The organism is Salinivibrio sharmensis (assembly GCF_001995985.1).
GTDB lineage: Bacteria > Pseudomonadota > Gammaproteobacteria > Enterobacterales > Vibrionaceae > Salinivibrio > Salinivibrio sharmensis.
The window spans coordinates 24,353-48,923 of the sequence record NZ_MUFC01000018.1 but is presented as its reverse complement, the minus strand read 5'-3'; the positions used below and the strand labels follow the sequence as shown (position 1 = coordinate 48,923).

The following is a 24,571-nucleotide window of genomic DNA, read 5'->3' as shown; positions in this document are numbered from 1 at the left end:
GTTTAGACAAAATCAAAATCCTATAAAATAATTACCAACAAAGTTATCCACAGATTGGCGACCTTGTGGGAAAAACCATGGTTAACAGGGGTCGAGACTCGTGGCATGCTTAACGGCTAACGTGTTTAACTGGCGATCAAGATTCTGATATGGCAACTCTTCCCGACAATCCGTTAATCCTTGTGGATGGCTCTTCGTATCTTTACCGGGCATACCATGCGTCTCCCAATCTTACTAATAGCCAAGGCGAACCCACTGGCGCGGTGTTTGGGGTGGTGAATATGCTGCGCAGCCTGTTGCGCCAGTACCCGCATTCGCATGTGGCGGTGATTTTTGATGCCAAAGGGAAGACGTTTCGTGACGATATGTACGAGCAGTACAAAGCCAACCGTCCACCCATGCCAGATGATCTACGTGGGCAAATTGAACCTTTGCACAAGATTATCAAAGCGATGGGTCTGCCTTTACTGGCGGTAGAGGGCGTGGAGGCCGATGATGTGATTGGCACACTCGCTACGCAAGCCTCAAAAGCGGGAATGCCGGTACTGATCAGCACGGGTGATAAAGACATGGCGCAGCTGGTGGATGAGCATGTCACCTTAATCAACACCATGACTAATGTGGTGATGGATCCTGAGGCGGTGCGTGAGAAGTATGGCTTTGGCCCTGAGCATATTATTGATTACCTTGCCCTGATGGGCGATAAAGTCGATAACATTCCTGGCGTACCGGGCGTCGGTGATAAAACCGCCACCGCGTTGATTGCCAATCTAGGTGGCTTGGACGATATTTACGCCAACCTCGATAAGATTGCTGAGCTCAGCTTCCGCGGCGCGAAAAGCATGGCGAAAAAACTGACTGAGCATCAAGACGCGGCCTACCTGTCATATCAACTCGCCACGATTAAATTGGATGTAGTGCTTGATTTCACTCCTGAAGAGTTGGTTAAGCAAGAGCCTGATAATGACACCTTGGTGGCCATGTATCGTGACTTGCAATTCCGCCGCTGGCTCAAAGAGCTGGATGAAGGTGATGCGCCGGAAGAGGCGGTATCGGATGAGCCTATTTCGCAAACGGCCACAATTGACCGAAGCGGTTATCAGACCCTGCTGACACGAGAAGCGCTAGACACGTGGCTGAAGAAAATCCGTGATGCTGAGGTGGTCGCGGTCGATACCGAAACCGATAGCCTCAACTATATGGAAGCCAACCTGGTTGGGATTTCATTTGCCGTGGCGCCAGGTGAAGCGGCGTATGTACCGGTGGCTCATGATTATCTGGAAGCGCCTGCTCAATTATCGCTGGATGAGGTGCTGGAGGTATTACGCCCTTGGTTGGAAGATCCCTCAGCGGCGAAAGTCGGCCAAAATCTGAAATATGATGCCAGTGTGTTTGCGCGTCACGGGATCACCTTAAAAGGGATCGCCTACGACACCATGCTGGAATCGTATGTCTATAACAGTGTGGCGGGACGCCATGACATGGACAGCCTCGCTGAGCGCTACTTGCAGCACACCTGCATCAGTTTTGAAGAGATTGCGGGGAAAGGCAAGAAACAACTGACCTTTAACCAAATCCCTCTTGAGCAAGCGGCACCTTATGCGGCGGAAGATGCCGACATTACGCTGCGTTTGCACCAATACCTGATTGGTAAAGTCACCAGTGACGAGAAACTGAAAACCATTTTTGAGTTCTATGAGATGCCGCTAGTCAGCGTGTTGTCGCGTATGGAACGTCATGGTGTGCTAATTGACAAAGACAAGTTGGCGACCCAATCAGAAGCGTTACATACCCGTTTGATTGAGCTTGAGCGTGAAGCGTTTGAGATTGCCGGCGAAGAGTTCAACTTAAGCTCGCCCAAGCAACTGCAAGCAATTTTGTTTGAGAAAATGGGCCTGCCGGTGGTGAAGAAAACCCCATCAGGTAGCCCTTCAACCAATGAAGAAGTGCTGCAAGAGCTCTCACTCGATTACCCGCTGCCAGCACGGATTTTGGAATACCGTGGGCTGGCAAAGCTCAAATCGACCTACACGGACAAATTGCCGCGCATGATCAATGCGCAAACCGGCCGTGTGCACACCTCGTATCATCAAGCCGTCACAGCGACGGGGCGCTTATCGTCCACCGATCCGAACTTACAAAATATCCCCATTCGTAACGAACAGGGTCGTCGTATTCGTGAAGCCTTCACCGCGGAACCGGATCATACGATTTTGGCGGTCGATTACTCGCAAATCGAATTGCGAATTATGGCACACCTATCCGGCGATAAAGCCTTGCTAGAAGCATTCCGTGACGGCAAAGATATTCACGCCGCCACCGCCGCGGAAGTGATGGGTGTGAGCCTCGACGAGGTTACCAGCGAGCAGCGCCGCCGCGCTAAAGCGATCAACTTTGGTTTGATTTATGGCATGAGTGCTTTTGGTCTGTCCCGTCAGTTAGGGATTGGCCGTCAAGAAGCACAAAGCTACATGGATACCTACTTTGAGCGCTACCCTGGCGTCAAGGCCTACATGGATCGCACCCGTGAGCAAGCGGCGGAAAAAGGCTATGTAGAAACCATTTTTGGCCGTCGCCTTTATCTGCCTGAAATAAAATCACGCAATGGGATGCGTCGTAAAGGGGCCGAGCGTGCGGCAATCAATGCGCCGATGCAAGGAACGGCGGCCGATATTATTAAGCGTGCGATGATATTGGTTGATCAATGGATTCAAGCCAATGCCGCGGATGACGCCCGTCTGGTGATGCAAGTTCACGATGAACTGGTGTTGGAAGTCAAAACGTCATCAATGTCCAAAGTTGAAAGCAAAGTACGGAATTTGATGGAGTCGGCGGCTGACCTGGATGTTCCTTTGATTGCCGAAGCTGGATTCGGGGATAACTGGGGAGAAGCCCACTAAGTTAAGGGTTTTTATTGCCCTTTCTGTCGTTTTATACTAAAAGCCGATATTCGATATCGGCTTTTTTTGTACACTATCCACCTGATCTTTGGCGTTTTTACTCTAAAATGACTTATTTTTATGAAAAAAAATTACGTAAGATACTTTTCAATACTGAGTGATTGATATACAGTTAACAGCGTAGGGTACAGAGGTAAGATGTTCTATCTTTCAGACCTTTTGTTTCACGTTATTGGATTTGGCTGATTCAGCAGCCCCAGTCAGGATACTGACTGGGGTTTTTTTATGCCTAAGCACCAGAACGTGGCACGACCCCTGCCACTGCCTTGATGCTTTTCCGCTGTCGTATCCATTTTCATTATTTAAAATTAGAGTAATTACTTTAATTTTGCATAAAGGCTTGGTTATAATACGCACAGCTTCTTGTTCTTTATGTGTCTACAGGGTCTACGTTAGATCGCTTAAGCACAAAGATTCGCCGGCCCTCGTATTGAGGGTCGGCTTTTTTTATCTGCGTGAGTGACAGGTAGGTTCTCCCCGTTAAAGAGAGTTACTCGGTTGGTTGTGCGTCGTCGTCTGCGATGACTGGGGGTGTTTGTTGATACCAGCCGTCTAGCTTACGGCGCAGTTTATCGACGCCCATCCCTTTAAGCGATGAGTACAACTCGACCTCTACATCGCCGCAAAAGGCCAGTGATGCTTCGCGTATTTTCATCAGTTGCTGCTTACGTGCCCCTGATTTGAGCTTGTCGGCTTTGGTTAGCAGCACTAAAACCGGTAAGTTAGATTCAACCGCCCAGTAAATCAGCTGCTGATCCAAATCCTTCATCGGGTGACGGATATCCATTAAGACCACTAATCCGCCAAGTTGATCACGTTTTTGTAAATATTCTCCCAGAGAGCGCTGCCACTTCTCTTTCATTTCCAGAGGGACTTGGGCATAACCATAACCTGGCAGGTCGACAATATGGCACCCTTCGTCCACCTTAAAGAGGTTAATCAATTGTGTGCGCCCAGGCGTTTTACTGGTCTTGGCTAGGCTCTTTTGGTCACATAGACGGTTAAGGGAGCTAGACTTACCGGCGTTGGAGCGGCCAGCAAAAGCGATCTCTATCCCCGTATTATCAGGAAGATGGCGAATGTCGGGTGCGCTGGTAACAAATTGGGTGTTACGGTAATTAAGTGATTGCTCCACTGTTAACTCCGTCTCGTCTTGGTGTAGTAGACTGATTACTTTTGTGTGAATTTGTGTAAAATAACCGTGCTCGGTTTTTGATCGGTAATTGTACCATGACGGTAACTAAGTAGTGGTACTGGAAGCTTGATAATTATAAACGGAATGTCATGAAGAAATTAGCGCTAATATTGACTCTCCTCGCCAGCACTTCAGTCTGGGCCCAAGGAGATGCTGAAGCGGGCAAAGCAAAATCCAATACCTGTGTCGCCTGTCACGGTGCTGACGGTAACAGTGTTTTGCCTGATTACCCAAACTTGGCGGGTCAGCACGCCAACTACCTAGAGAAACAACTGAAAGAATTTAAGCTTGGCGCGCAAAGCGGCGGTGAGCAAGGGCGATATAACGCTGTAATGGCTGGTATGGTGGCTCCGCTCTCTGAGCAGGACATGGCAGACTTAGCGGCGTACTATGCAACCTTAACACCCAAGCCTGGCACCACGCCTGAAACGGCCATCGAAGTAGGCCGTCAGCTTTACATGGCGGGTGATCCGGAGCGCGGTATTGCAGCCTGTACAGCCTGTCATGGTCCTCGCGGTAACGGTACCCCCTCTTCTGGTTTCCCGAAAATTTCTGGCCAGCCCGCGAACTATTTGGCCAGTCAGCTGAAAATGTTCCGCGCCGGAGAGCGTCATAACGATATGAACAAAATGATGCGATCGGTGGCGGCGAAACTGACGGATAAGGAAATTGATGCTCTGTCTAACTACTTAGGCGGACTACACTAATCACCGAGCTGTTGTGCGAAAACGGTGGTGTGATAAACGCCACCGTTTTTTTATCCCTCCCATTTACTCACCTCCCCATGACAATTGGCTCGCGCTCTAGCATCACATCACACCGATAGCGACAACAGCGACCTTCTGTGTGAGAGATTGGCTATTTGCTAGCAAGAAAAATACATCACTTCTTGAAAGACATTTTTTTAAATTATTTAAAATCAGTCAATTATATACCTTTGCTTATTTCCATTCTTATTTTTATTGGCTGACATTCTAGGCATTCTCGCTCATTGCGATATGCTATCAACATCAACAGGACGTTGATGTTAGGGTTAGGGACACATTAATGCGCCAAGAAGGGGCGCGACGACCAGGACGGTCTGCCATAGGATGTGGATGCGCCAGGGTTGGCCGACAAGGACGACGTGACACAGGATGTGTGGTGGGTGTCGAACGACAAGGACGCAGGAAGCGACTGACAGGCAGGCATGCTACCCACAATGACAGGACGTTGATACTAAGGCGCAAAGCGCCATTCTCAGGGATGAATAAAGTACCAGGACGGACACTATCCGCTTATTATCGCAAGCGCGATACGCGACAGGCTTTATGCCTGTCGCTTTTTTATTGACCCACTTTCTGCTACATTCGCGCCAGCTTTTGGCATAGATGAATGATATGCAGCACTGCCCTTTATGTGAGCACACAACAACCCATCTTTATCACACCGACAAACGCAGAGCGTACCTTCAGTGCTCGGCGTGCGCGTTGGTGTTTGTTGAGCGCCAGGCATTGCTCGCGCCTGAAGATGAGAAAGCTATCTATGACTTACACCAAAATCACCCTGAGGATGACGGTTATCAGCGTTTTTTATCGCGCGTGATCAACCCTTTACTTGACCGTTTACCGGTGCCAGCAAAGGGACTGGATTTTGGTTGTGGTCCGGGACCCGTGTTGGCCAGCATGCTAAGCCACGCGGGGCATGATGTCGCCTGCTATGATCCTTTTTATGCGCCGCAAACAGATGTACTGGACGATACCTATGACTTTATCACCTGTACCGAAGCCATCGAGCACTTCTATTGGCCAAAGATGCAATGGCAGCAGTGGTTGTCGATGCTTAAGCCGGGTGGTTACTTGGGCATCATGACCAAGCTGGTTAAAGATCCAGACGCTTTTTCACGCTGGCACTATAAGAATGATCTGACGCATGTCAGCTTTTTTAGCCGATATACCTTCCAGTTTTTAGCTCACCAAGCGGGATTGGAACTGACGTTTATCGGCAACGACGTAATTTTAATGAGGAAACCAGAGTCATGACGCGTAAAAAGAAAACGCGCCGCGTAGGATCGGAAGGCCCGGCGCAATACGTAGATAAGAATCAGAACGAGCAAGACCGCATTGCGCGAATGCTGAAAAAGCAAAAAAAGCGTAAAGGCAAAAAAGCCGGCTCGCGTCATTCAGAAGAAGACAATAAGCAAGTGCGTCGCAGCGGTGGCAAAAAAGACCCGCGCATTGGCAGTAAAAAGCCGATCCCATTGGGTACGGATGCAGAAAAACCTAAGCAACCCAAGCTCACGCCAGAGCAAGAGCTTGCGAAGCTTGAACAAGATCCACAACTTAATGTGCTGCTGGATCGCATCGAAAATGGCGAGAAGTTAGGTGCGGGCTTGCAAGCTTATGTGGATGAGAAGCTGGATCGGATTGAGGTGCTGATGGATAAATTGGGCCTGCTTGCCGACGATGACGCGTTGGATGATGAGGACGACCTGCTGGCTAAATTTGAGCAACAGGACGATCAATAAGGAGTAATCGGTGCAGGAGTGGATCTGGATATTGGCAGGACTTGGGGCGCTCATTATTTTAGCGCTATCGGTTTACGCAGGCGTATTGCTGGCGAAGTTAAAGCGACAAACCAAGTGGCAAGCCGAGATGAAAGAGGCAGCGATCAACCAACGCAATGACAAAATCATTGAGAGTGTTGATGTGATTGCGTTTGCCGCACTACAGAATCAATGCGATTTATCGGAGGCCGCGATCCGTCTTTACATGATCATGGATCACCTACAAGGCGATAAACGGGTTGAGTTTGATAGCCGCTATCCTGCCTTGTTTGAACTGTATGAGGCAGTAAAAGACACCCCTCGCGGTGAGGCAAGAAAGGGATTGAAAAAGAATGAGCGCATGCGACTCGACTTAGACCGAGCCAAACACGAGGCGCGTCTTGAAGAGGCGATAAAAGTGGAGCTCGCGGAAATCCTTGCCTTTACCGGGGGTCGTCACATCCCTGATCATATTCTCACGCACTGAGTATGACCGCCTGGAATGCAGCCTATCGTGGCTGCTTTCCTCTGTCATTTTGCCTCAATACCCTTATAATTATTGGGCGAAAATCGATCTCGCCGACACTTTCGCAACACCAGCATCGGTTAGTGCTAAACACCTTACTCAAGGCTGTGGCACACTAGACGCTGTTATTCCTTTCCTAAGCGCTTTTGCGGAATGTAAGCCATGTCATCACCACAAATCATTTGGGATCAAGCCCTTATTAATAAGTATAACTACTCAGGGCCCCGTTATACCTCGTACCCGACGGCGCTCGAATTTCATGAGGCGTTTACGCCTGCGGAATTTGATATGGCGTGCAGCCAGTACCCCGAGCGTCCTTTATCCTTGTACGTGCATATCCCGTTTTGCCACAAGCTTTGCTATTACTGTGGCTGCAATAAAGTGGTGACACGGCATCAACATAAGGCGGATGAGTATCTGGATGCGCTTGAGCATGAGATCCGGCAGCGTGCATTTTTGCTGGGTTCACGTCGCGTGACGCAACTGCATTGGGGCGGTGGCACCCCGACGTTTCTCACCAAAGCGCAAATCTCTCGCTTGACGCATCTGCTACGCCAAGAGTTTGACTTTGAAGACGGGGCTGAAATCAGTATCGAGGTCGATCCGCGAGAAATTCCGTTAGACATGCTCGACCACCTACGTGGGGAAGGCTTCAATCGTATCAGTATTGGCGTGCAAGACTTTGATAAAAAAGTGCAAAAGCTAGTCAACCGAGAGCAAGATGAAGACTTTATTCACGCCTTGGTTGAACGCGCGCGTGATCTAGGTTTTCGTTCTACTAACCTTGATTTGATCTATGGTTTGCCCAGTCAAACGCCTGACGGATTTGCCAACACCCTTGAGCAAGTCCTTACCATGCGTCCAGGGCGGCTGTCGGTGTTTAATTATGCCCACTTGCCCAACTTGTTCGCGGCGCAGCGCAAAATCAAAGAAGAGGATTTACCGTCACCGGACGCTAAGCTCAACATGTTGCAAGACACCATCAATACGTTAACGGGCGCAGGCTATCAGTTTATCGGCATGGATCATTTTGCTTTGCCTGATGATGAGCTGGCGGTGGCGCAGCGAAAAGGGCGTTTACATCGCAACTTCCAAGGCTATACCACCCAAGGTGACTGTGATCTGCTCGGACTTGGCGTGTCGGCGATTTCGATGATTGGTGATTGTTATGCGCAGAATCAAAAAGAGATGAAAGCGTATTATCAGCAAGTGGATGCTGAGCGACATGCTCTGTTTAAAGGCGTGATGCTTGAGCCGGACGACCGAATTCGTCGTGATGTGATTAAAGCACTGATGTGTAATTTCACCCTAGAGAAAGCGGAGATAGCAACACGCTATCAGCTCGACTTTGATCAGTATTTTGCTGAAGATCTGGCGTTACTGCAGTGCTTTATCGATGATGATTTGGTCCGGGTAACTGATGAAACAATTTCTGTTACCAAAACGGGGCGGATGTTAATCCGCAATATCTGCATGAGCTTTGATGTTTATTTGCGAGATAGAGCCCGCCAGCAGCAGTTCTCTCGTGTGATATAAGCACAAAAAAAACCGCCCATTGGCGGTTTTTTTGTGGATTGAGGTTCGCCGGGAGAAGAGACTCTACGACGACCTAGCGTGTTGCCGCGTGGGTTTTCAACGCGGCTTTCTCGCTATCAGACAAGAAAGCAATCGAAAGACCATTTTCTTGCAGTGTGCTGATCTGCGCAGGGCTTAAGCCCGCGGTAGGAGCAGCCACTTCATACTCATAGGGCAGTTCAATGCCTTCGACAGCCGGATCGTCAGTATTTAACGAGGCCAAAATGCCATGGTCGAGGAATTGACGTACAGGGTGTTGTGCTAAGTCGGCAATGGTGCTGGTTTGGATGTTGGAGGTCAGGCAGGTTTCGATACCAATCTGGTGTTTAGCCAAATAATCCATCAGCGCTGGATCCTCAATCGCTTTCACACCGTGACCAATGCGGGTGGCACCGAGTTCATTGATGGCCTGCCACATGCTGGCAGCGCCTGCCGCTTCGCCTGCGTGCACGGTAACTTGCAGGTCACTGGCGCGCACTTTGGCAAAGTGTTCGGTAAATTGGTCACCCGGTTGGCCGAGCTCATCGCCAGCGAGATCGATGGCGACCAATTGATGTTTTTGGGTCAGCAAGGCATCTAGCTCAGCCATACAAGCTTGAGGGCCAAAGGTACGGCTCATGATGCCAATTAGGTTGGTTTTCACACCAAAGTCACGGCTACCCGCCTGCACACCATCGACCACGGCTTCTACCACGCCTTCGAGGGGGAGCTGGTGCTTCAGCGCCATGTAGTAGGGCGAAAAGCGCAACTCGGCATAATCAATTTGAGCGTTTAAGGCATCTTCTACGTTTTCGTAGGCGACGCGGCGAACGGCATCCAAATCCCCCAATACGGCTACGCCCCAATCGAGCTTAGACAGGAATGCGACCAAATCGGGTTCGGTCTCAACTACTTGCACATGTGGGCGCAATGACTCGATATCAGTGGCGGGCAGCGGCATCGCAAATTTTTGCCCTAATGCCAAAATGGTTTCGATACGAATATTGCCGTCTAGGTGGCGGTGTAAATCCGTCACGGGTAAATCTTTTATTATCATCATCGGTTCCCAGCAGGTGAGTTGGGGCTCAGTATAGCGAGTGACCTACTCATCGTCAGTAGTCAGTGTGTCGATGGCGTGACAGCTATCGCGTGGGGAGCTTGTCCGTTACCCGTTCTGTTGGTTGCTCGGTGAGGGGCAGAGGTTTGGCAAACAAGAAACCTTGTGCAAAATGGCAACCGATGTCGCGCAGTCGTTCGGCTTCTTCCTGGGTTTCTATCCCTTCAGCCACTAGGTGCACATCCATGCCACGTGTCATGGCAACCACGGCTTCAATGATGCGTTGGTTGGTGCTGTTTTCAGTCATCGAGTGAACGAAGCTGCGATCAATCTTAAGGCTATCAAATGCCATTTGGTGAAGGTATGCCAGCGATGAATAGCCGGTGCCAAAGTCATCGATAGCAATTTTAATTCCCAGCGCACGGATTTTGGTTAATCCTGAGGTTGCCAAGTGTTCGTGGCTCATCAGCTGTGACTCAGTGATCTCCAAGGTTAAATTATCCGCTGGCAGTTGAGTACGATCCAGCACGCTTTGCAGTTTGTCGATAAAGTCGGCCGACAGTAGCTGACGAGCGGATAAGTTCACGTGTAGCTGATAATTGGCTGGCCATAAGCCCTTTTGAATCTGCGCCACGGTGTCATACGCGGCTTGCTCAAGTACCTGCATGCCGATTTGATTAATCAAGCCACTTTGTTCGGCGACGGGAATGAATTCAGCCGGGGAGACCATGCCGCGTGTAGGGTGGCGCCAGCGCACTAAGGCTTCCGCGCCGCAGAACCGGCCATCAAGCAAGCGAACAAAGGGTTGGTAATACACCTCAAATTGGTGATGCTGAACGGCGTGATGAAGCTCGAGGAGAAGCCTTGATTGCTCTTGAATCCGTGCTTGCATGTTGGCTTCGAAGTACACATACATGTCGGTTTCACTGCGTTTGGCTTCACTTAACGCAAGCCCTGCGTGATCGAGGCCTTCATAGATGGCATCGCCAAAGGTGTAGCCAAAGACTACGCCAGCACATGCGTCGACCAGGACGTCATCGTTACCAATGGTGACGGGGCGCTTAAACAAACTCAGTAACTGATCGACCAATGCTTCAGATTGTGTACGGTTAGTGGTGTTGGGCGCGAGAACGGCAAACTCATCGCCACGCACACGTGCAAGTAGCATCCCAGAGCCATCGGAGAGGGCGCTGAGTCGATTGGCAATCGCGCACAAAAGCGTGTCCCCGCCCTCTTGTCCAAGGCTATCATTAATATTACGAAAGCCATTGATCCCCAAAATCACCAAGGTATTGGGGGCGTGATAGCGCAAGCCTGCGGCCTGTTCAATCAAGCCTTCCCGCGTATAGAGTTGCGTGAGGTTGTCTTGGCGGACTTGTTGGCGCAGCGCATTGAAAGAGTGCTGCAATTTGACCGACATATTATTAAACGCTTCTTTGAGTATCGCGATTTCCCGTAGGCTCGCGGGGGTATTGATGCGGTAAGTCAAGTTGCCGGATGCCAGTTTGGCTGCCGCTTCAGCGGTGTCTCTCAATGGGCGAGTCAGTTGGCGTATAATGAAATACACCACCGCAAGCCCTATTAGTGCCATGGCCATCACCAGATAAATACTGATTTCTTGCTGGCTAAGAAGGTTTTTTAGCAGTAGCTGGTCGGGCAGTGCGACCACCACATACCATTGATGCTGAAAGGGAGCAGGCATCGCCACTTTTTTAATGGTGCCATAAAAGTGGCCCTTATCGGCAATATTGAAACTAAAGGGCTTGCCTAAACGGCTGGGGTTGGGCGGCCACGTATTTGCGACCTGGCTAATCGTGCTGTCGAGGACGGGATTATGGGTAATATCAGGAAAATGCAAGATATTGCTGGGACTCTCTTGGCCACTGTGGGCGACCATCCGACCCTCATCGTCGACAATAAATAATGCCCCCCCGAGCTTTTGTTGACGCTCGCTGAGGAAGCGGTTAAACGCATTGAGCTTGATGTCGCTGGCGACCACGCCCCACACATTATCATTGACCATCACCGGGGCGATGGCCGATAAGGAGACGTCACCGACTTCATCGGCATCACGGTAAATATCTGTCCAGCGTGGTTGTTCACGGTTAAAGGCAGGAATATACCAAGGGCGGACACGCGGGTCGTAATTGCTGTCTTGGTAAATGACATTAGCATTGGGGGTGCGGCCATCAAAAATACGCAGCGTACCTTGGGTCGCCTCACTCTGCTCCATCAAAATATACTGACCCGCTTGGCTTTTACGGTAGCCGAAATATTCGCCCTCGGCATCGACGCCAATGCTTAATACCTGCATGTAAGGCATGGCTTGATAGAGAGAGGTGTAGCTGTTTAACAGGTAATCACGCAGACCTGAGTCAGTGATTGGCGCATCGCCAAGTCGGGCGGCCAGGCTGTCAGCAACAAAAATGTTGGCATTGAATGGATGAGCAAGATACTGGCGCAAGTCTCGCTCAATACCGACGGAGTAATCTTCGAGTAATAACTTGCCGACAAATTGCGAGCTGGAGCGATAGTGGTTGTTGATGGTAATAATGATCACTATCAGCGTCAGTGTTAGGACGAGAAACACGGGGAGCATAACGGCAGTGCGTATAGACAATGGGCTTAAGTTTCTCATCAGTACAGCAACTTCACTCTTATAAAAAAATAACACGATTGTTGGATTTTACCTCAATCTCTCTACTTAAATTTAGCAGAGGTTCAAAGAGTGTCAGTTTCAATAATGAGTTATGACTCAATATTTAACTCTTTAAGTTTGCGTGTCAGGGTATTACGTCCCCAGCCTAGGATTTTAGCCGCCTCTTGTTTGTGGCCATGAGTGTGCTTGAGCGCCGACTGCAACAAGATGCGTTCGACGCTGGGGAGCGCTTGTTGCAAGATGCCGTGTTGTCCTTGTGTTATCGCATCCTGGGCCCATTGGGTGAGGGCTTGCTGCCAATCATGTGCTTCACTGTCGGTCACGGTGCTGGGCTGGTTAAGCAGCTCCCTCGGTAGATCGGCAGGGAGTACTTCTTTGCTGCTTGCCATCACGGTCAGCCAGCGACAGGTATTTTCCAACTGGCGGACGTTACCCGGCCAAGGTAACTGGCTCATCATGGTTTCTGTGTCTGGGTGGAGTTGCTTGGCTTCGACATCCAGCTCTTTGGCGGCGCGGGCAAGAAAATGCTGACACAGCTGGGGAATATCTTGGCGCCTATCTTTGAGTGAGGGTAGATGAACACGTATCACATTCAAGCGGTGAAACAAATCTTCCCGGAAACTGCCTTCTGTGACCAAGCGTTCGAGATCTTGGTGGGTAGCAGCGATAATGCGCACATCCACATCGACCGCAGCATGACCGCCGACCCGATAGAATTGACCATCTGCCAGCACACGCAACAAACGCGTTTGCACATCCAATGGCATATCGCCAATTTCATCGAGAAATAAGGTCCCCCCATTGGCTTGCTCAAAGCGTCCTTGCCTGACGGCATTGGCACCCGTGAACGCCCCTTTTTCATGACCAAATAACTCAGACTCAATCAAATCTTTCGGAATCGCGGCCATATTTAAGGCGATAAAGGCTTGATCGGCGCGCGGGCTGTGACGATGCAATGCTTGGGCGACCAGTTCTTTACCGGTGCCTGACTCGCCATTGATGAGCACCGAAATCGATGAACGTGACAGCCGACCAATGGCGCGAAACACTTCTTGCATAGCCGGAGCCTCGCCGATGATCTCTGGTGTTTGCGCTTGCGGCTGTTGTGATGTTTGTTGCTTTTGCTGCTCTTTATAGTGGGCCAGGGCGCGCTCAACTAACGCCAGTGCTTCGTCAATGTCAAACGGCTTAGGCAGGTATTCAAATGCACCTTTTTGGTAGGCATTGACCGCCGCATCCAAGTCTGAGTGCGCGGTCATGATAATTACCGGTAAGTCCGGGTGCTGCTCTTGTACCGCTTTTAACAGCGCCAGCCCATCGCTACCTGGCATACGAATATCGGAGACCAACACATCAGGGCGACGTTCATGCAGGGCACTGAGTACATTTTCAGCATTGCTAAACGTATCGCAGGTGAGGCCGGCAGCACTGAGGGTGCGTTCCATCACCCAACGAATGGAGCTGTCATCATCAACAATCCAAATGGTCCCTTTACTCATGTGGCGTGTCCTTTTCAATGATTGGTAATTGGATGGTGAAGCAGGTATGGCCTGGCCAGCTATTCACGTCAATTTTGCCTTGATGCTGATCGATTAAATGATGGGTGATGGCGAGTCCGAGTCCATTGCCGTCAGCCTTGCTGGTGACCATGGGGTAGAACAAGGTGTCTTGCAGGTGTGGCGCGATCCCGGGCCCATTGTCGATGATCTCGATTTGCGCGACCACTCGGTGACGCTCGCCATGGATCACGGTTTGAAAGCCGGTACGCGTGCGCAAGGTGAGCCGCGCGTTTGGCTGACCACTTATCGCATCCGCCGCATTGGTGGCGACGTTGAGAATCGCTTGCTCAAGCTGCTCAGGATCCATCTCAAAGTCTGGCAAGCTGGGGTCATAGTCGCGAATGATTTGGATGCCCTCGTGGTTATCGAGGCTAACCAATTGGCGGACTTTTTCCAGCACAACGTGAATGTTTTGTCGTTGGCGCAACCCAGGACGCTGTGGCCCCAGTAAACGGTCGACCAAGTTTCGCAATCGGTCGGCTTGCTCGATAATAATCTGGGTATATTCGGCCAAGCTCGCATCAGGCAGCATTTTTTCTAATAGCTGTGCAGCGCCGCGCAGCCCGCCAAGGGGGTTTTTGATTTCATGCGCTAAACCACGTACCAACTCTTTTGCCGCTTGTTGTTGTGCTTTTTGGGTCAGCTCTTTACTGATCCGCTGTTGTTGGCTGACCACATTGACTTCTAGCAGCAGTCGACCCTCATCTTCAGAGTCAAATAACGGGCTAGCACTGAGCTGCACTTTTTGTGGTTGGCCATCCACCACCCAGGTTACGTCGCTGTCGGTGAGGCTTTGTCCGGCGCGTGTGGTATTGGCTATTTGCGCCCAATCGACACTGGCGTGCTGAATTTGCTCGGTGAGCGGCTGCGTCAGCAAGCGCCTAGCACTTTGATGCATCAGCTGCTCGGCGGCCGCGTTGACGTACTGAATACGCCATTGGCTATCCACCACAATAATCGCTGTGAGGAGATGGTCGAACAGTTGAGCGGGCGTCATCAGCGTTGCGTCCTTGTTTGCACTAACTTGGTGCATTGAGTGTAATCGACTTCCTTGTTTGATGCAGCTTGCACTGCTGGGTTTGTGAATGCATCGGTGTTGTCGCCGGTTAATCATGCGTTCGATGTGGCTGATTCACATGGGCGCGATGCAAATACACCTGGTGTTCAGAGGACGATGCAATTACCTTGCCGCTTTCTAAATAGCGTACTTGAAAGCGATGAGTGCCTCTGTCTACCGGGCCGAGGTGCCATTGTAGTGTCAGCTGTAAGGCGCTGAGCGTCTGTTCAGGGTGAACTTGAACGGGCTTACCATCCATCAACAGCTGCACATGGTCGCTTGGGGAAACAGCCGGTGCAAGGATGGCTTTTACTGAAACCTTTCCGGGATTACTACGCAACGTCGCGCCATCACTGGGGTGAACCAGTGTGATCGCCACGTTTGCTTGACTTGTGGGCTGGGTGGTTGTCTGCGAGGGTTGGGTTAACGGTGGCGACGGCGACGAGGGAGCATAATGACGCACTTGGTGGGGCGTGTTGGGAGGCTGATCACTGATATGCCATTGTCCGTTTTGATCCCGCCATTGGTAAATCGTGCCAGCCTGGCAGGTGACAGTGAGGCTGAACAAGATGATGGTTAGCCAGCGCATTGCTTACCTTTTTCCTGCAAATATGGGCAATGATAAGCCATGTCACGCGGGTAAAAAGCACAAAAAAGCCCACCTGCGAGGTGGGCTGCAATTTGTGGCGTATGGGCCTTTACACTGAGTAGTAAAGCTCGAACTCCACGGGGTGGGTAGTCATTTGGATGCGCTCAACGTCTTCGCCTTTCAGCGTGATATAAGAATCGATGAAGTCATCCGAGAATACGCCACCTGTCGTCAAGAATTCACGATCCGCGTCAAGCGCTTGCAGTGCTTCTTTCAGTGACTCAGCAACGGTTGGGATTTCCGCTGCTTCTTCCGCTGGTAAGTCGTACAAGTCTTTGTCCATGGCATCGCCAGGATGGATCTTGTTCTTAATCCCGTCGAGGCCAGCCATTAGCATCGCGGCGAAACAGAGATAAGGGTTGGCGGATGGATCGCCAAAGCGAAGCTCAATACGGCGTGCTTTCGGGCTTGGTACCACAGGGATACGAATTGATGCCGAACGGTTACGTGCCGAGTAGGCCAGCATGACAGGGGCTTCAAAGCCTGGAACCAGACGCTTGTACGAGTTGGTTGAGGCGTTGGCGAATGCGTTAATTGCACGCGCATGCTTGATAACACCGCCAATGTAGTACAGTGCGGTTTCAGACAGGCCACCGTATTTGTCACCGGCAAACAGGTTTTGACCATCTTTGGCGAGCGACTGGTGGACGTGCATCCCTGAACCATTATCGCCAACCAGTGGTTTTGGCATAAAGGTCGCGGTTTTACCAAACGCGTGTGCCACATTGTGGACGACGTACTTATAGATCTGAATCTCATCCGCTTTGGTGGTAAGTGTGTTGAAGCGTGTGGCAATCTCGTTCTGACCCGCCGTCGCCACCTCGTGGTGGTGTGCTTCAACCACAAGGCCCATTTCTTCCATGACCAAGGACATGGCTGAGCGAATGTCTTGTGATGAGTCAACCGGTGCAACCGGGAAGTAGCCGCCTTTCACGCCTGGACGGTGACCTTTGTTACCCCCCTCTAAGGCGGTGCCTGAGTTCCAGCTTGCTTCGACGTCGTCAATTTTATAGAACGAGCCGGCCATATCAGTGGCAAACTTAACGTCATCAAATAGGAAGAACTCTGGCTCAGGGCCGATCAGAACAGTGTCGGCGATGCCGGTTCCGCGCATGTAATCTTCGGCGCGTTTAGCAATCGAGCGAGGGTCACGGTCGTAGCCTTGCATGGTTGAAGGCTCAAGAATGTCACAACGGATATTCAGGGTGCTTTCCTCGGTAAACGGGTCAAGCACGGCGGAACTGGCGTCTGGCATCATCACCATGTCTGATTCATTGATGCCTTTCCAGCCCGCAACCGATGAACCATCAAACATTTTGCCTTCTTCAAAGAAGTCATCATCAATTTGATGCGAGGGGATAGAAACATGCTGCTCTTTACCTTTGGTATCGGTAAAGCGCAGGTCGATGAATTTCACCTCGTTTTCTTGGATCAGTGCGAGCACGTTTTCTACTGACATGTGAAATAACCTCCGGTGTCAAATTGAATAAATAGCGAGTTGGCTCCTTGCTGCATGACAAAGCGAAAACTGTGCCAACAATTTAAAACCGCGCCAAACCGGGTTTGACGCGAAAAAAACGTGTGCAGCGTGGTTCAAATGCGCATAGTGTGCACCATAATGGTGCGCCATTGACCGCAAATGGTGCAACAGGCAAAAAGGGTGCATGTCGTTGCACGAGATGCGTGCAGCCTCGCTCTACCTCTTTGTAGCAGACAATGGTGGTGAAGAGTGAGAGCCGTCTTTAAAAATTCATTTTTCTCTAACGGCGGTGAATCCTTGTATTTGCACAATAAATGACCAACTGCAACGGGGTTAGCCCGGAGTGACGGTGAGCTAATTCACATAATAAGGTGGGTTTTGCGACAAAATCTGGTACATTACGGCCGTTTTTTTAATCAGGTGGCGGTGCCGTCGTGTTAGCATAGCTCGCCAATTTCGGCGCGCGCCCCGTCTATCGAGTGAAAAAGAGAGTCCATGACCAACATACAGACAGATAAACTAAGAAATATCGCCATTATTGCCCACGTTGACCACGGTAAAACCACGCTAGTGGATAAGCTGCTGCAGCAATCCGGTACGCTGGCTTCCCGCGGTGAGGTGGAAGAGCGTGTCATGGACTCAAACGACATTGAGAAAGAGCGTGGCATTACCATCTTGGCCAAGAACACGGCCATTAACTGGAATGACTACCGCATTAACATCGTTGATACCCCTGGACACGCCGACTTTGGTGGTGAGGTTGAGCGTATCATGTCGATGGTGGATTCGGTATTGCTGGTGGTGGACGCGGTAGACGGCCCGATGCCGCAAACCCGTTTTGTGACCCAAAAAGCCTTCTCTCATGGCCTAAAGCCGATTGTCGTTATCAACAAGATTGACCGCCCAGGTGCGCGCCCGGATTGGGTGATGGATCAAGTATTTGATTTGTTTGACACCTTAGGTGCATCGGATGAGCAGTTGGATTTCCAAGTGGTTTATGCGTCAGCCCTGAACGGCTGGGCGAGCCTAGAAGAAACTACAGAAGGCGAGGACATGGAGCCGTTGTTCAACGCCATCGTCGATAACGTTGACGCGCCTGACGTTGATATCACGACGCCGCTGCAAATGCAGGTGTCTCAGCTGGACTACAACTCCTATGTCGGGGTTATTGGTGTGGGTCGTATCACCCGAGGTTCGGTTAAACCGAATCAGCAAGTGACGATTGTAAGCGCCGATGGTAGCAAGCGTAATGGTAAAGTAGGCAGTGTCTTAGGCTATATGGGCCTTGAGCGTCACGATGTTAGCGAAGCCTCTGCTGGCGACATTATTGCGATTACTGGTTTGGGTGAGCTGAAAATCTCAGACACGATTTGCGATCCAAGCAATGTCGAAGCGCTGCCAGCACTGACTGTGGATGAGCCAACCGTGACCATGACCTTCCAGGTCAATACCTCACCGTTTGCAGGTCTCGAAGGTAAATACGTTACGTCACGTAATATCCTTGAGCGTCTGCAAAAAGAGCTGGTTCACAACGTGGCCCTGCGCGTAGAAGAGACAGATAACCCGGATAAATTCCGCGTCTCTGGCCGTGGTGAATTGCACTTGTCGATTTTGATCGAGAACATGCGTCGTGAAGGCTTTGAGCTTGCCGTGTCTCGCCCAGAAGTGATCATCAAAGAAGAAAACGGTGAAAAATTCGAACCGTTTGAGACGGTTACCATCGATGTGCTTGAAGAGCACCAAGGTGGCGTGATGGAAAGCATCGGCCTGCGTAAAGGTGAGCTGACGAACATGCTGCCAGACGGCAAAGGCCGTGTGCGCATGGACTTTGTGATGCCATCACGTGGTCTGATTGGTTTCCAAACAGAGTTCTTAACACTGACCTCTGGCTCGGGGCTGATTTATCATACCTTTGACCACTACGGTAAGTATAAAGGCGGTGATATTGGCCAACGTATTAATGGTGTGTTGATCTCAAACGCAGCGGGCAAAGCACTGACTTACGCACTGTTTAACTTGCAAGACCGTGGTCGTCTGTTTGCTGAGCATGGTGACGAAGTGTACGAGGGGCAGGTGATCGGTATTCATAACCGTGCCAACGATCTGACCGTGAACTGCTTGAAAGGTAAGCAGCTGACCAACGTTCGTGCCTCAGGGACCGATGATGCGCAGGTATTGAGCCCAGCGATCAAGTACACCTTGGAGCAAGCGCTTGAGTTTATCGATGATGATGAACTGGTTGAAGCCACGCCGGAGAGCATCCGTATTCGTAAGAAGCTATTGACGGAAACCGAGCGTAAGCGTGCAGGCCGCAAAGGCTAATCTCGCGGATACCTTAGCGCAACGTTGACAAAAGGCACCCTCGGGTGCCTTTTTTAGTCGGTGGCGTTTCGTTTAATTGAGGGTCTGAATAAAACGATCTGAGGCTTGAATCGCGCGTTGCATATCGGCAACGGCACGGTCTATCTCGCCAGAGAGCGCATCTAACTCGCCTTGTAATGCGCCAATCGCGCGGGCATTGAGGTTGTGTTTGAGATAAAGGCGGTTATCTTGCAGCGTGTTTAGTACCGGCGTCATGGTTTTTTCCGCACGACGCATCGCATCACGTAATCGCTCGTACTCCTTGCGGGTTTGACGCAAACGTTGTTCACTATCACGCTGTAGGCGTCGATTGGTGTACAAGTCTAATTCTTCTTCCCACTCATCAAACAGCGCTTCAGAGACGGACTCAAGCGCATCAATCCGCTCGCGCACGCGGGTGACCGCATCATGACTTTGTTGATACTGGCTATCCACTGCCTCATACGCAGCTTGTAACTCACCGCCGTCAAACTGGGTAAGTTGGCTTAAAGCTTGCCGTGCATCTTTAAACTGAGATTGCGCTTCTTGCTGCGCATCAGCGGCGTCTTCCACGCGATCAACCATGATATCGCGCTTATGGATGCCCACTTGCTCCATGGCCGAGTAGTAGGCAGACTGACAGCCAGTGAGTAGGGTGAAGCCGATAACAAAAACAAAGATAGCCCGCACAGGCAACTCCTTAATCATAAATCATGTACACTCATTACGCTTAAGGCTAACACAAGGTTAAGGTGGAAGGATGCGCAAAGTGGGGATCCTAGACGAGAAGACATGGCGTCATCACCGTGATTGGTTGATGGCAATGCTCACGCATTTGTGGCGGCGGATGGGTGAAGACAGGCTCACGGTCAGTGCGGGTCATATGGCGTATGTCACGCTGCTATCCCTTGTGCCGTTGGTGACAGTGGTGCTATCTGCTTTTTCAAGCTTTCCCGGCTTTTCCGAGGTGGGAAACACCTTACAGCAGTTTGTGATTAACAACTTTGTGCCCGCCGCCGGCGAAGTGGTGGCACGCTATCTGAATGAGTTTGTTGCCAATGCGGGTAAAATGACAGCGGTTGGGGTGAGTTTCTTGTTTGTGGTCGCCATCATGCTCATTTCGGCGATCGACAAAAGTTTGAATCACACCTTTAAAATTCAGACCAAACGGCCAACGATGATCGCCTTTTCTATCTACTGGATGGTGCTCACCTTGGGGCCTATTTTGATTGGCACCAGCATTGCACTGAGCTCGTATTTAACCTCGCTGTCCTTACTACAAAGTGGGATTGCCAATGACTTATTCACGACGTTACTGCGTGTTTTGCCCTTTATCCTGACGACGTTGACCTTCATGGGGCTTTATACCCAGGTACCCAATACGCGTGTACGATTGCGCCATGCCTTTGTGGGGGCGGCGGTCGCGAGTATTTTGTTTGAACTGAGTAAGAAAGTGTTCGCCTTGTACGTCACCCATTTTCCGTCATATCAATTGATTTATGGGGCACTGGCGGTGATCCCTATTCTCTTTGTCTGGGTGTATTTCAGTTGGTGCATTGTGCTGTTTGGCGCGCAAGTGACGGCGACGCTGAGAGAGTCGACAGCCTGGTGGCCAGGTACAATGGGGCAAATGGCTCAACCCGCATCGACCACGCCAGTGGCAGCGACGCATTCTTTAACCACTCAAAAAGAGGAAACCGATGATAGCCCTCATTCAACGCGTGAGTGAAGCCAGTGTAACGGTAGATGGCTTCACATTGGGGTCGATAGGCAAAGGACTGGTGGTGCTACTAGGTGTCGAAAAAGGCGACACTGAGACCCAAGCGACCAAGCTGGCACATAAAGTTCGTGGTTACCGTGTGTTTGAAGACGATGCGGGAAAAATGAACCTTAATGTCTCACAAGTAGGAGGCGAGCTCCTGGCGGTCTCTCAGTTTACCTTGGCAGCTGATACCAAAAAGGGGATGCGCCCCAGCTTTTCTGGCGCGTCACCCGCCGACGCGGAGCGCTTGTATGAGGTGTTTTGCCAAGACTGCCAGCAAGCCGGAGTCGAGACGCAAACGGGTCAGTTTGCTGCAGACATGAAGGTGAGTTTGGTTAACGATGGGCCGGTGACTTTCTGGCTTCAGGTATAAATGCGCGCCTAACAGGGAGAGACAGGCATGTTTAAAATCGTCACACCACGCACAGAGCAAGAGCTTGCACGTTATTACGACTTTCGCTATCGCATGTTGCGCGAGCCTTGGCATGCGCCGCGCGGCTCAGAGCGTGATGCCTATGACGTGAATGCCTGCCATCGTATGATCGTCGACAGTGATGATGCCCCTGTTGCCATTGGTCGCCTTTACTTGACGCCTGACAACGATGGACAAATTCGTTACATGGCGGTCTCTCCCGACTTTCGCAATCGTGGCCTTGGGGCTTTGATTCTGATGGCGTTGGAATCGCTAGCACGACAAGAAGGCGCCAAGCGTTTGGTGTGTCGTGCCCGTGAAGAAGCCGTAAGCTTTTATGCCCAGCATGATTTTATGCGTCAGGGGGATTTAAGTGACGAACGTGGGCCGATTCGTCACCAGCAAATGGTAAAACCTTTAGACCCGTTGTCTGATGTGGTACGCCACCCTGAGTGGTGTACCGAGCTACAGCAGCGCTGGCAAGAACAAATCCCGATCAGTGATAAAATGGGTGTACAGATCAGCCAATTCACCGGCTATCACTTTGAAGTGTGCGCGAACTTAAATGCCAACCTGAATCCGCGTCATACCATGTTTGCTGGCAGTATTTTTAGCCTTGCCACGCTTGCGGGGTGGGGAATGGTATGGCTGTTGATGAAAGAACGTCAACTCAGTGCAGATATTGTCCTCGCAGATAGCCATATTCGCTATCGCCGCCCTGTGGCTGAACGGCCAAGAGCAAGTGTATCGCTGGATAACTTGAGCGGTGAGCTGGATAGGCTGGAAAATGGTCGCCGCGCGCGTGTCACGCTAGAAGTGGAGTTTTTCAGTGGTGACGACAAGGCCGGCGTGTTCACCGGCACGTATGTGTTGCTGCCATCGGACGATGGCGCTACCGCACAGCCTGCGCCTCAGTTGGCACTACTGCGCTAACGTACGCTTGGGGTGGCGGTTTGATAAATCGGCCAATCAATCGACACGGATTTGTCCCCCTGAAGAATACCCGTGATATGGCCACGGTCGGCTTTTAGAGAGAGTTGTTCAAATGGGAACGACTGCGATTGCCGCTGCTTGACTCGCCTGCCTTGAAACCACCCAGCAATGCGCGCTGGCCAACCGTTGTCCGGTGCAACAGCGGCGTGAGCATCGAGCAGCGTGACCGCGAGGTGGCCATTTAAACCGACCTTGAAGCTGTTTACATCGGCAGCGAGCCCAGACCATTGCCCTTGTAGATCGTGATAACCCGTCAAAGGCAGCGGCCAGTCGAACCACGCTTGGTAAAGCGATAACGGCACTTGTAAGCCGTCAATCTGTACTGACCAAGGCTGGCTCGGTGTATTGAGGTTCCACTGCCCTGAGGCGGCCAGTTGCCCATCGGGAAAGCCCAATAGTAACTGACGTAAGTTGACGTGACCGTCGCTCGCCTCTAACCGCAAATAAGGCTCAGCTAGCCACTGTTGATTGATGCTGGCATAGCTTGCGCTGGCGGTGAGCGTACCATTATGTAGTTGCCACTGTGGGTGGCGGTGTAAATGTAGGTCGCGACCGTCAATATCAATGCCATCTACCTTGACCGGGAACTGTGGCGATAACGCCAACCACTCATTGTGCTTGAGTGACAGATCCGTCACCGCTATTTGTTGCGGCCAATCTGGCAATGCGCTTATCAGCGGCCTAAGCCGTTCGCGGCTGAGGGTGAGGCCATTGGCGCGTAACCTATCTATCTGCCAACTTTTGGGGGAGAATTGGCCGGAAATGCTGATAAATCCTTCTTGCCACTGGCTGGTGAGTTGGTTGACTATCCAGCTTTCATCACGGCGTTCTACCTCGCCTAAAGGTTGTTCCCAGGTCTGTCCTTGCCAGCGCAGATAGTCGGCATTAAACGAGGCGCGCAGCTGGGGGTGATCCCACCAAGCGGAATGGGGAGAAAACGTTAACTGCTCAGCCGACAGGGTCAGGCCATTTACCGAAATCTTATTGGTTTCGGCACTGAGTTGGCGAATGTCTGCTCGGTCGATAGAGAGCGTGGTATCGTTCGGCCAGTGAGATAAGGCTTTACGCAGTTGCTGGTGGGTGTGTTCACTATCGATAATAGCATTGCTAATGGTTAGCTGGCTGAGGGCAAGTGCTTTGGGTTGCCACCGTCCCTGCGCGCTCAAACTTGCCCGTTGCCATTGAAATGAGACGCCGTTCAGTTGCCACCCCTCATCGCTTGGTTCGGCGTCTAGTAGGGCATCAGAGAGCTCAATGCCGTGCCAATTTATACGCTTAGCTTCCCATTGCGCGCGACCACGGACCGAGCCCCATGGCGAGTTGCCTTTTTGCCACTGATCAAGCTGGGCACTCACTTGGCGCGCTTGCCAGCCTTGCCCAATGATATTGACGTCGTTGAATAACACGCGGCCGATTTCCATGGATGCGGGCAAGATTGCAAGGCTAGGTGGTTCACTCTGGGTGAGATCAATGGATAAGCCATCAATCCGTAGCCAGTGAATGTGCGGCAAACGCCTAGTATCAAGTTGTACGCGCAACCGGTCGGCTTGCCAGTGTTGAGAGCCAGCGTGATAGTTGGGCTGGGTGAGGGTCAAACTAAGCGGCTGACGCCAATGATATTTAACTTGCTTTGCGGTCAGCTCGCCAGGCAGAAGCGGCGTCACCAAGTGATGAAACACCTCGGTGCTGTAGCGCGTATGAAACAGAACCGCGAGCACAAGTAACGTGGTGACACATAGAATGAAAAAGCTGGCGATCAGTTTGGCCAGGATGCGCATGAACCAACCCTATCAAGGCAATCAGTAGCAATAAGACTGGCGCAAAAGTGTCGTAACTTCAACTAT

The 24,571-nt window shown here is 51.1% G+C and carries 20 protein-coding genes; 11 read left to right on the top strand and 9 right to left on the bottom strand.

Annotated elements, in window-relative coordinates; all coding sequences use genetic code 11:
* The first annotated feature begins 149 nt into the window (after window positions 1–149).
* Together polA and BZG74_RS16000 are read left to right on the top strand one after the other, a co-directional pair.
* A complete protein-coding gene (gene polA, locus BZG74_RS13510) occupies window positions 150–2,900 on the top strand; it encodes a DNA polymerase I (protein WP_077773078.1) in 2,751 nt (916 codons plus the stop codon).
* Between the two features lie 198 nt (window positions 2,901–3,098).
* Window positions 3,099–3,146 carry a hypothetical protein gene (locus BZG74_RS16000; protein WP_438616993.1) on the top strand — a complete coding sequence of 16 codons (48 nt, stop codon included), beginning with the start codon at window positions 3,099–3,101 and terminating at the stop codon, window positions 3,144–3,146.
* Window positions 3,147–3,450: 304 nt separating this feature from the next.
* On the opposite strand, the gene yihA is transcribed toward BZG74_RS16000, so the two are convergent.
* A complete protein-coding gene (gene yihA / locus BZG74_RS13505) occupies window positions 3,451–4,095 on the bottom strand; it encodes a ribosome biogenesis GTP-binding protein YihA/YsxC (RefSeq protein ID WP_077773077.1) in 645 nt (214 codons plus the stop codon).
* A 149-nt stretch (window positions 4,096–4,244) separates the two neighbouring features.
* Here yihA and BZG74_RS13500 point away from each other — a divergent pair, with 149 nt between their 5' ends.
* The 5 genes from BZG74_RS13500 to hemN all read left to right on the top strand — a co-directional run bounded on the left by BZG74_RS13500 (window position 4,245) and on the right by hemN (window position 8,741).
* Window positions 4,245–4,862, top strand: coding sequence for a c-type cytochrome (locus tag BZG74_RS13500; RefSeq protein WP_077773076.1), 618 nt, complete (start codon window positions 4,245–4,247; stop codon window positions 4,860–4,862).
* A gap of 672 nt (window positions 4,863–5,534) precedes the next feature.
* Entirely contained in the window at window positions 5,535–6,176 is a 642-nt protein-coding gene (locus BZG74_RS13495) for a class I SAM-dependent methyltransferase (protein WP_077773075.1), read from the top strand.
* Complete coding sequence (gene yihI / locus BZG74_RS13490; protein WP_077773074.1) at window positions 6,173–6,661, top strand: Der GTPase-activating protein YihI; 489 nt, start codon at window positions 6,173–6,175, stop codon at window positions 6,659–6,661. The genes BZG74_RS13495 and yihI overlap by 4 nt, the downstream gene beginning before the upstream one ends.
* Window positions 6,662–6,671: 10 nt before the next feature.
* On the top strand, window positions 6,672–7,166 hold the full coding sequence (locus tag BZG74_RS13485; RefSeq protein WP_077773073.1) for a DUF2489 domain-containing protein: 495 nt from the start codon (window positions 6,672–6,674) through the stop codon (window positions 7,164–7,166).
* A 201-nt stretch (window positions 7,167–7,367) separates the two neighbouring features.
* Window positions 7,368–8,741: an oxygen-independent coproporphyrinogen III oxidase gene (gene hemN, locus BZG74_RS13480; protein ID WP_077773072.1), complete on the top strand. Its 1,374-nt coding sequence runs from the start codon at window positions 7,368–7,370 to the stop codon at window positions 8,739–8,741.
* A gap of 73 nt (window positions 8,742–8,814) precedes the next feature.
* On the opposite strand, the gene add is transcribed toward hemN, so the two are convergent.
* The 6 genes from add to glnA form a co-directional block, all read right to left on the bottom strand.
* Window positions 8,815–9,816 (bottom strand): adenosine deaminase, encoded by a 1,002-nt coding sequence (gene add / locus BZG74_RS13475; RefSeq protein ID WP_077773071.1) that lies wholly within the window; start codon window positions 9,814–9,816, stop codon window positions 8,815–8,817.
* 85 nt (window positions 9,817–9,901) lie between these two features.
* Entirely contained in the window at window positions 9,902–12,454 is a 2,553-nt protein-coding gene (locus tag BZG74_RS13470) for a bifunctional diguanylate cyclase/phosphodiesterase (protein WP_131825640.1), read from the bottom strand.
* Between the two features lie 110 nt (window positions 12,455–12,564).
* Window positions 12,565–13,974: a nitrogen regulation protein NR(I) gene (gene glnG / locus BZG74_RS13465; protein WP_077773069.1), complete on the bottom strand. Its 1,410-nt coding sequence runs from the start codon at window positions 13,972–13,974 to the stop codon at window positions 12,565–12,567.
* On the bottom strand, window positions 13,967–15,031 hold the full coding sequence (glnL, locus tag BZG74_RS13460) for a nitrogen regulation protein NR(II) (protein ID WP_077773080.1): 1,065 nt from the start codon (window positions 15,029–15,031) through the stop codon (window positions 13,967–13,969). Before glnL ends, glnG begins: the two co-directional genes overlap by 8 nt.
* Window positions 15,032–15,140: 109 nt before the next feature.
* Window positions 15,141–15,680: a DUF4124 domain-containing protein gene (locus tag BZG74_RS13455; protein WP_077773068.1), complete on the bottom strand. Its 540-nt coding sequence runs from the start codon at window positions 15,678–15,680 to the stop codon at window positions 15,141–15,143.
* A gap of 109 nt (window positions 15,681–15,789) precedes the next feature.
* Complete coding sequence (gene glnA / locus BZG74_RS13450) at window positions 15,790–17,199, bottom strand: glutamate--ammonia ligase (RefSeq protein ID WP_077773067.1); 1,410 nt, start codon at window positions 17,197–17,199, stop codon at window positions 15,790–15,792.
* Window positions 17,200–17,715: 516 nt separating this feature from the next.
* On the opposite strand from glnA, the gene typA reads away from it, so the two are divergent.
* Window positions 17,716–19,542 carry a translational GTPase TypA gene (gene typA / locus BZG74_RS13445; protein ID WP_077668108.1) on the top strand — a complete coding sequence of 609 codons (1,827 nt, stop codon included), beginning with the start codon at window positions 17,716–17,718 and terminating at the stop codon, window positions 19,540–19,542.
* 72 nt (window positions 19,543–19,614) lie between these two features.
* On the opposite strand, the gene BZG74_RS13440 is transcribed toward typA, so the two are convergent.
* Window positions 19,615–20,250, bottom strand: a complete 636-nt coding sequence (locus tag BZG74_RS13440) for a DUF2959 domain-containing protein (protein WP_392397598.1) — start codon at window positions 20,248–20,250, stop codon at window positions 19,615–19,617.
* A 70-nt stretch (window positions 20,251–20,320) separates the two neighbouring features.
* Between BZG74_RS13440 and BZG74_RS13435 the strand changes: the two genes are divergently transcribed.
* The 3 genes from BZG74_RS13435 to BZG74_RS13425 are packed head-to-tail and all read left to right on the top strand — an operon-like array spanning window position 20,321 to window position 22,667.
* Window positions 20,321–21,289, top strand: a complete 969-nt coding sequence (locus BZG74_RS13435) for a virulence factor BrkB family protein (protein WP_077773065.1) — start codon at window positions 20,321–20,323, stop codon at window positions 21,287–21,289.
* Window positions 21,261–21,695 carry a D-aminoacyl-tRNA deacylase gene (gene dtd, locus BZG74_RS13430; protein WP_077773064.1) on the top strand — a complete coding sequence of 145 codons (435 nt, stop codon included), beginning with the start codon at window positions 21,261–21,263 and terminating at the stop codon, window positions 21,693–21,695. The genes BZG74_RS13435 and dtd overlap by 29 nt, the downstream gene beginning before the upstream one ends.
* A gap of 27 nt (window positions 21,696–21,722) precedes the next feature.
* Window positions 21,723–22,667, top strand: coding sequence for a bifunctional GNAT family N-acetyltransferase/hotdog fold thioesterase (locus BZG74_RS13425; protein WP_077773063.1), 945 nt, complete (start codon window positions 21,723–21,725; stop codon window positions 22,665–22,667).
* Here BZG74_RS13425 and BZG74_RS13420 read toward each other — a convergent pair.
* Window positions 22,664–24,505, bottom strand: a complete 1,842-nt coding sequence (locus BZG74_RS13420; protein ID WP_077773062.1) for an AsmA family protein — start codon at window positions 24,503–24,505, stop codon at window positions 22,664–22,666. The genes BZG74_RS13425 and BZG74_RS13420 overlap by 4 nt on opposite strands.
* Window positions 24,506–24,571: the final 66 nt, after the last annotated feature.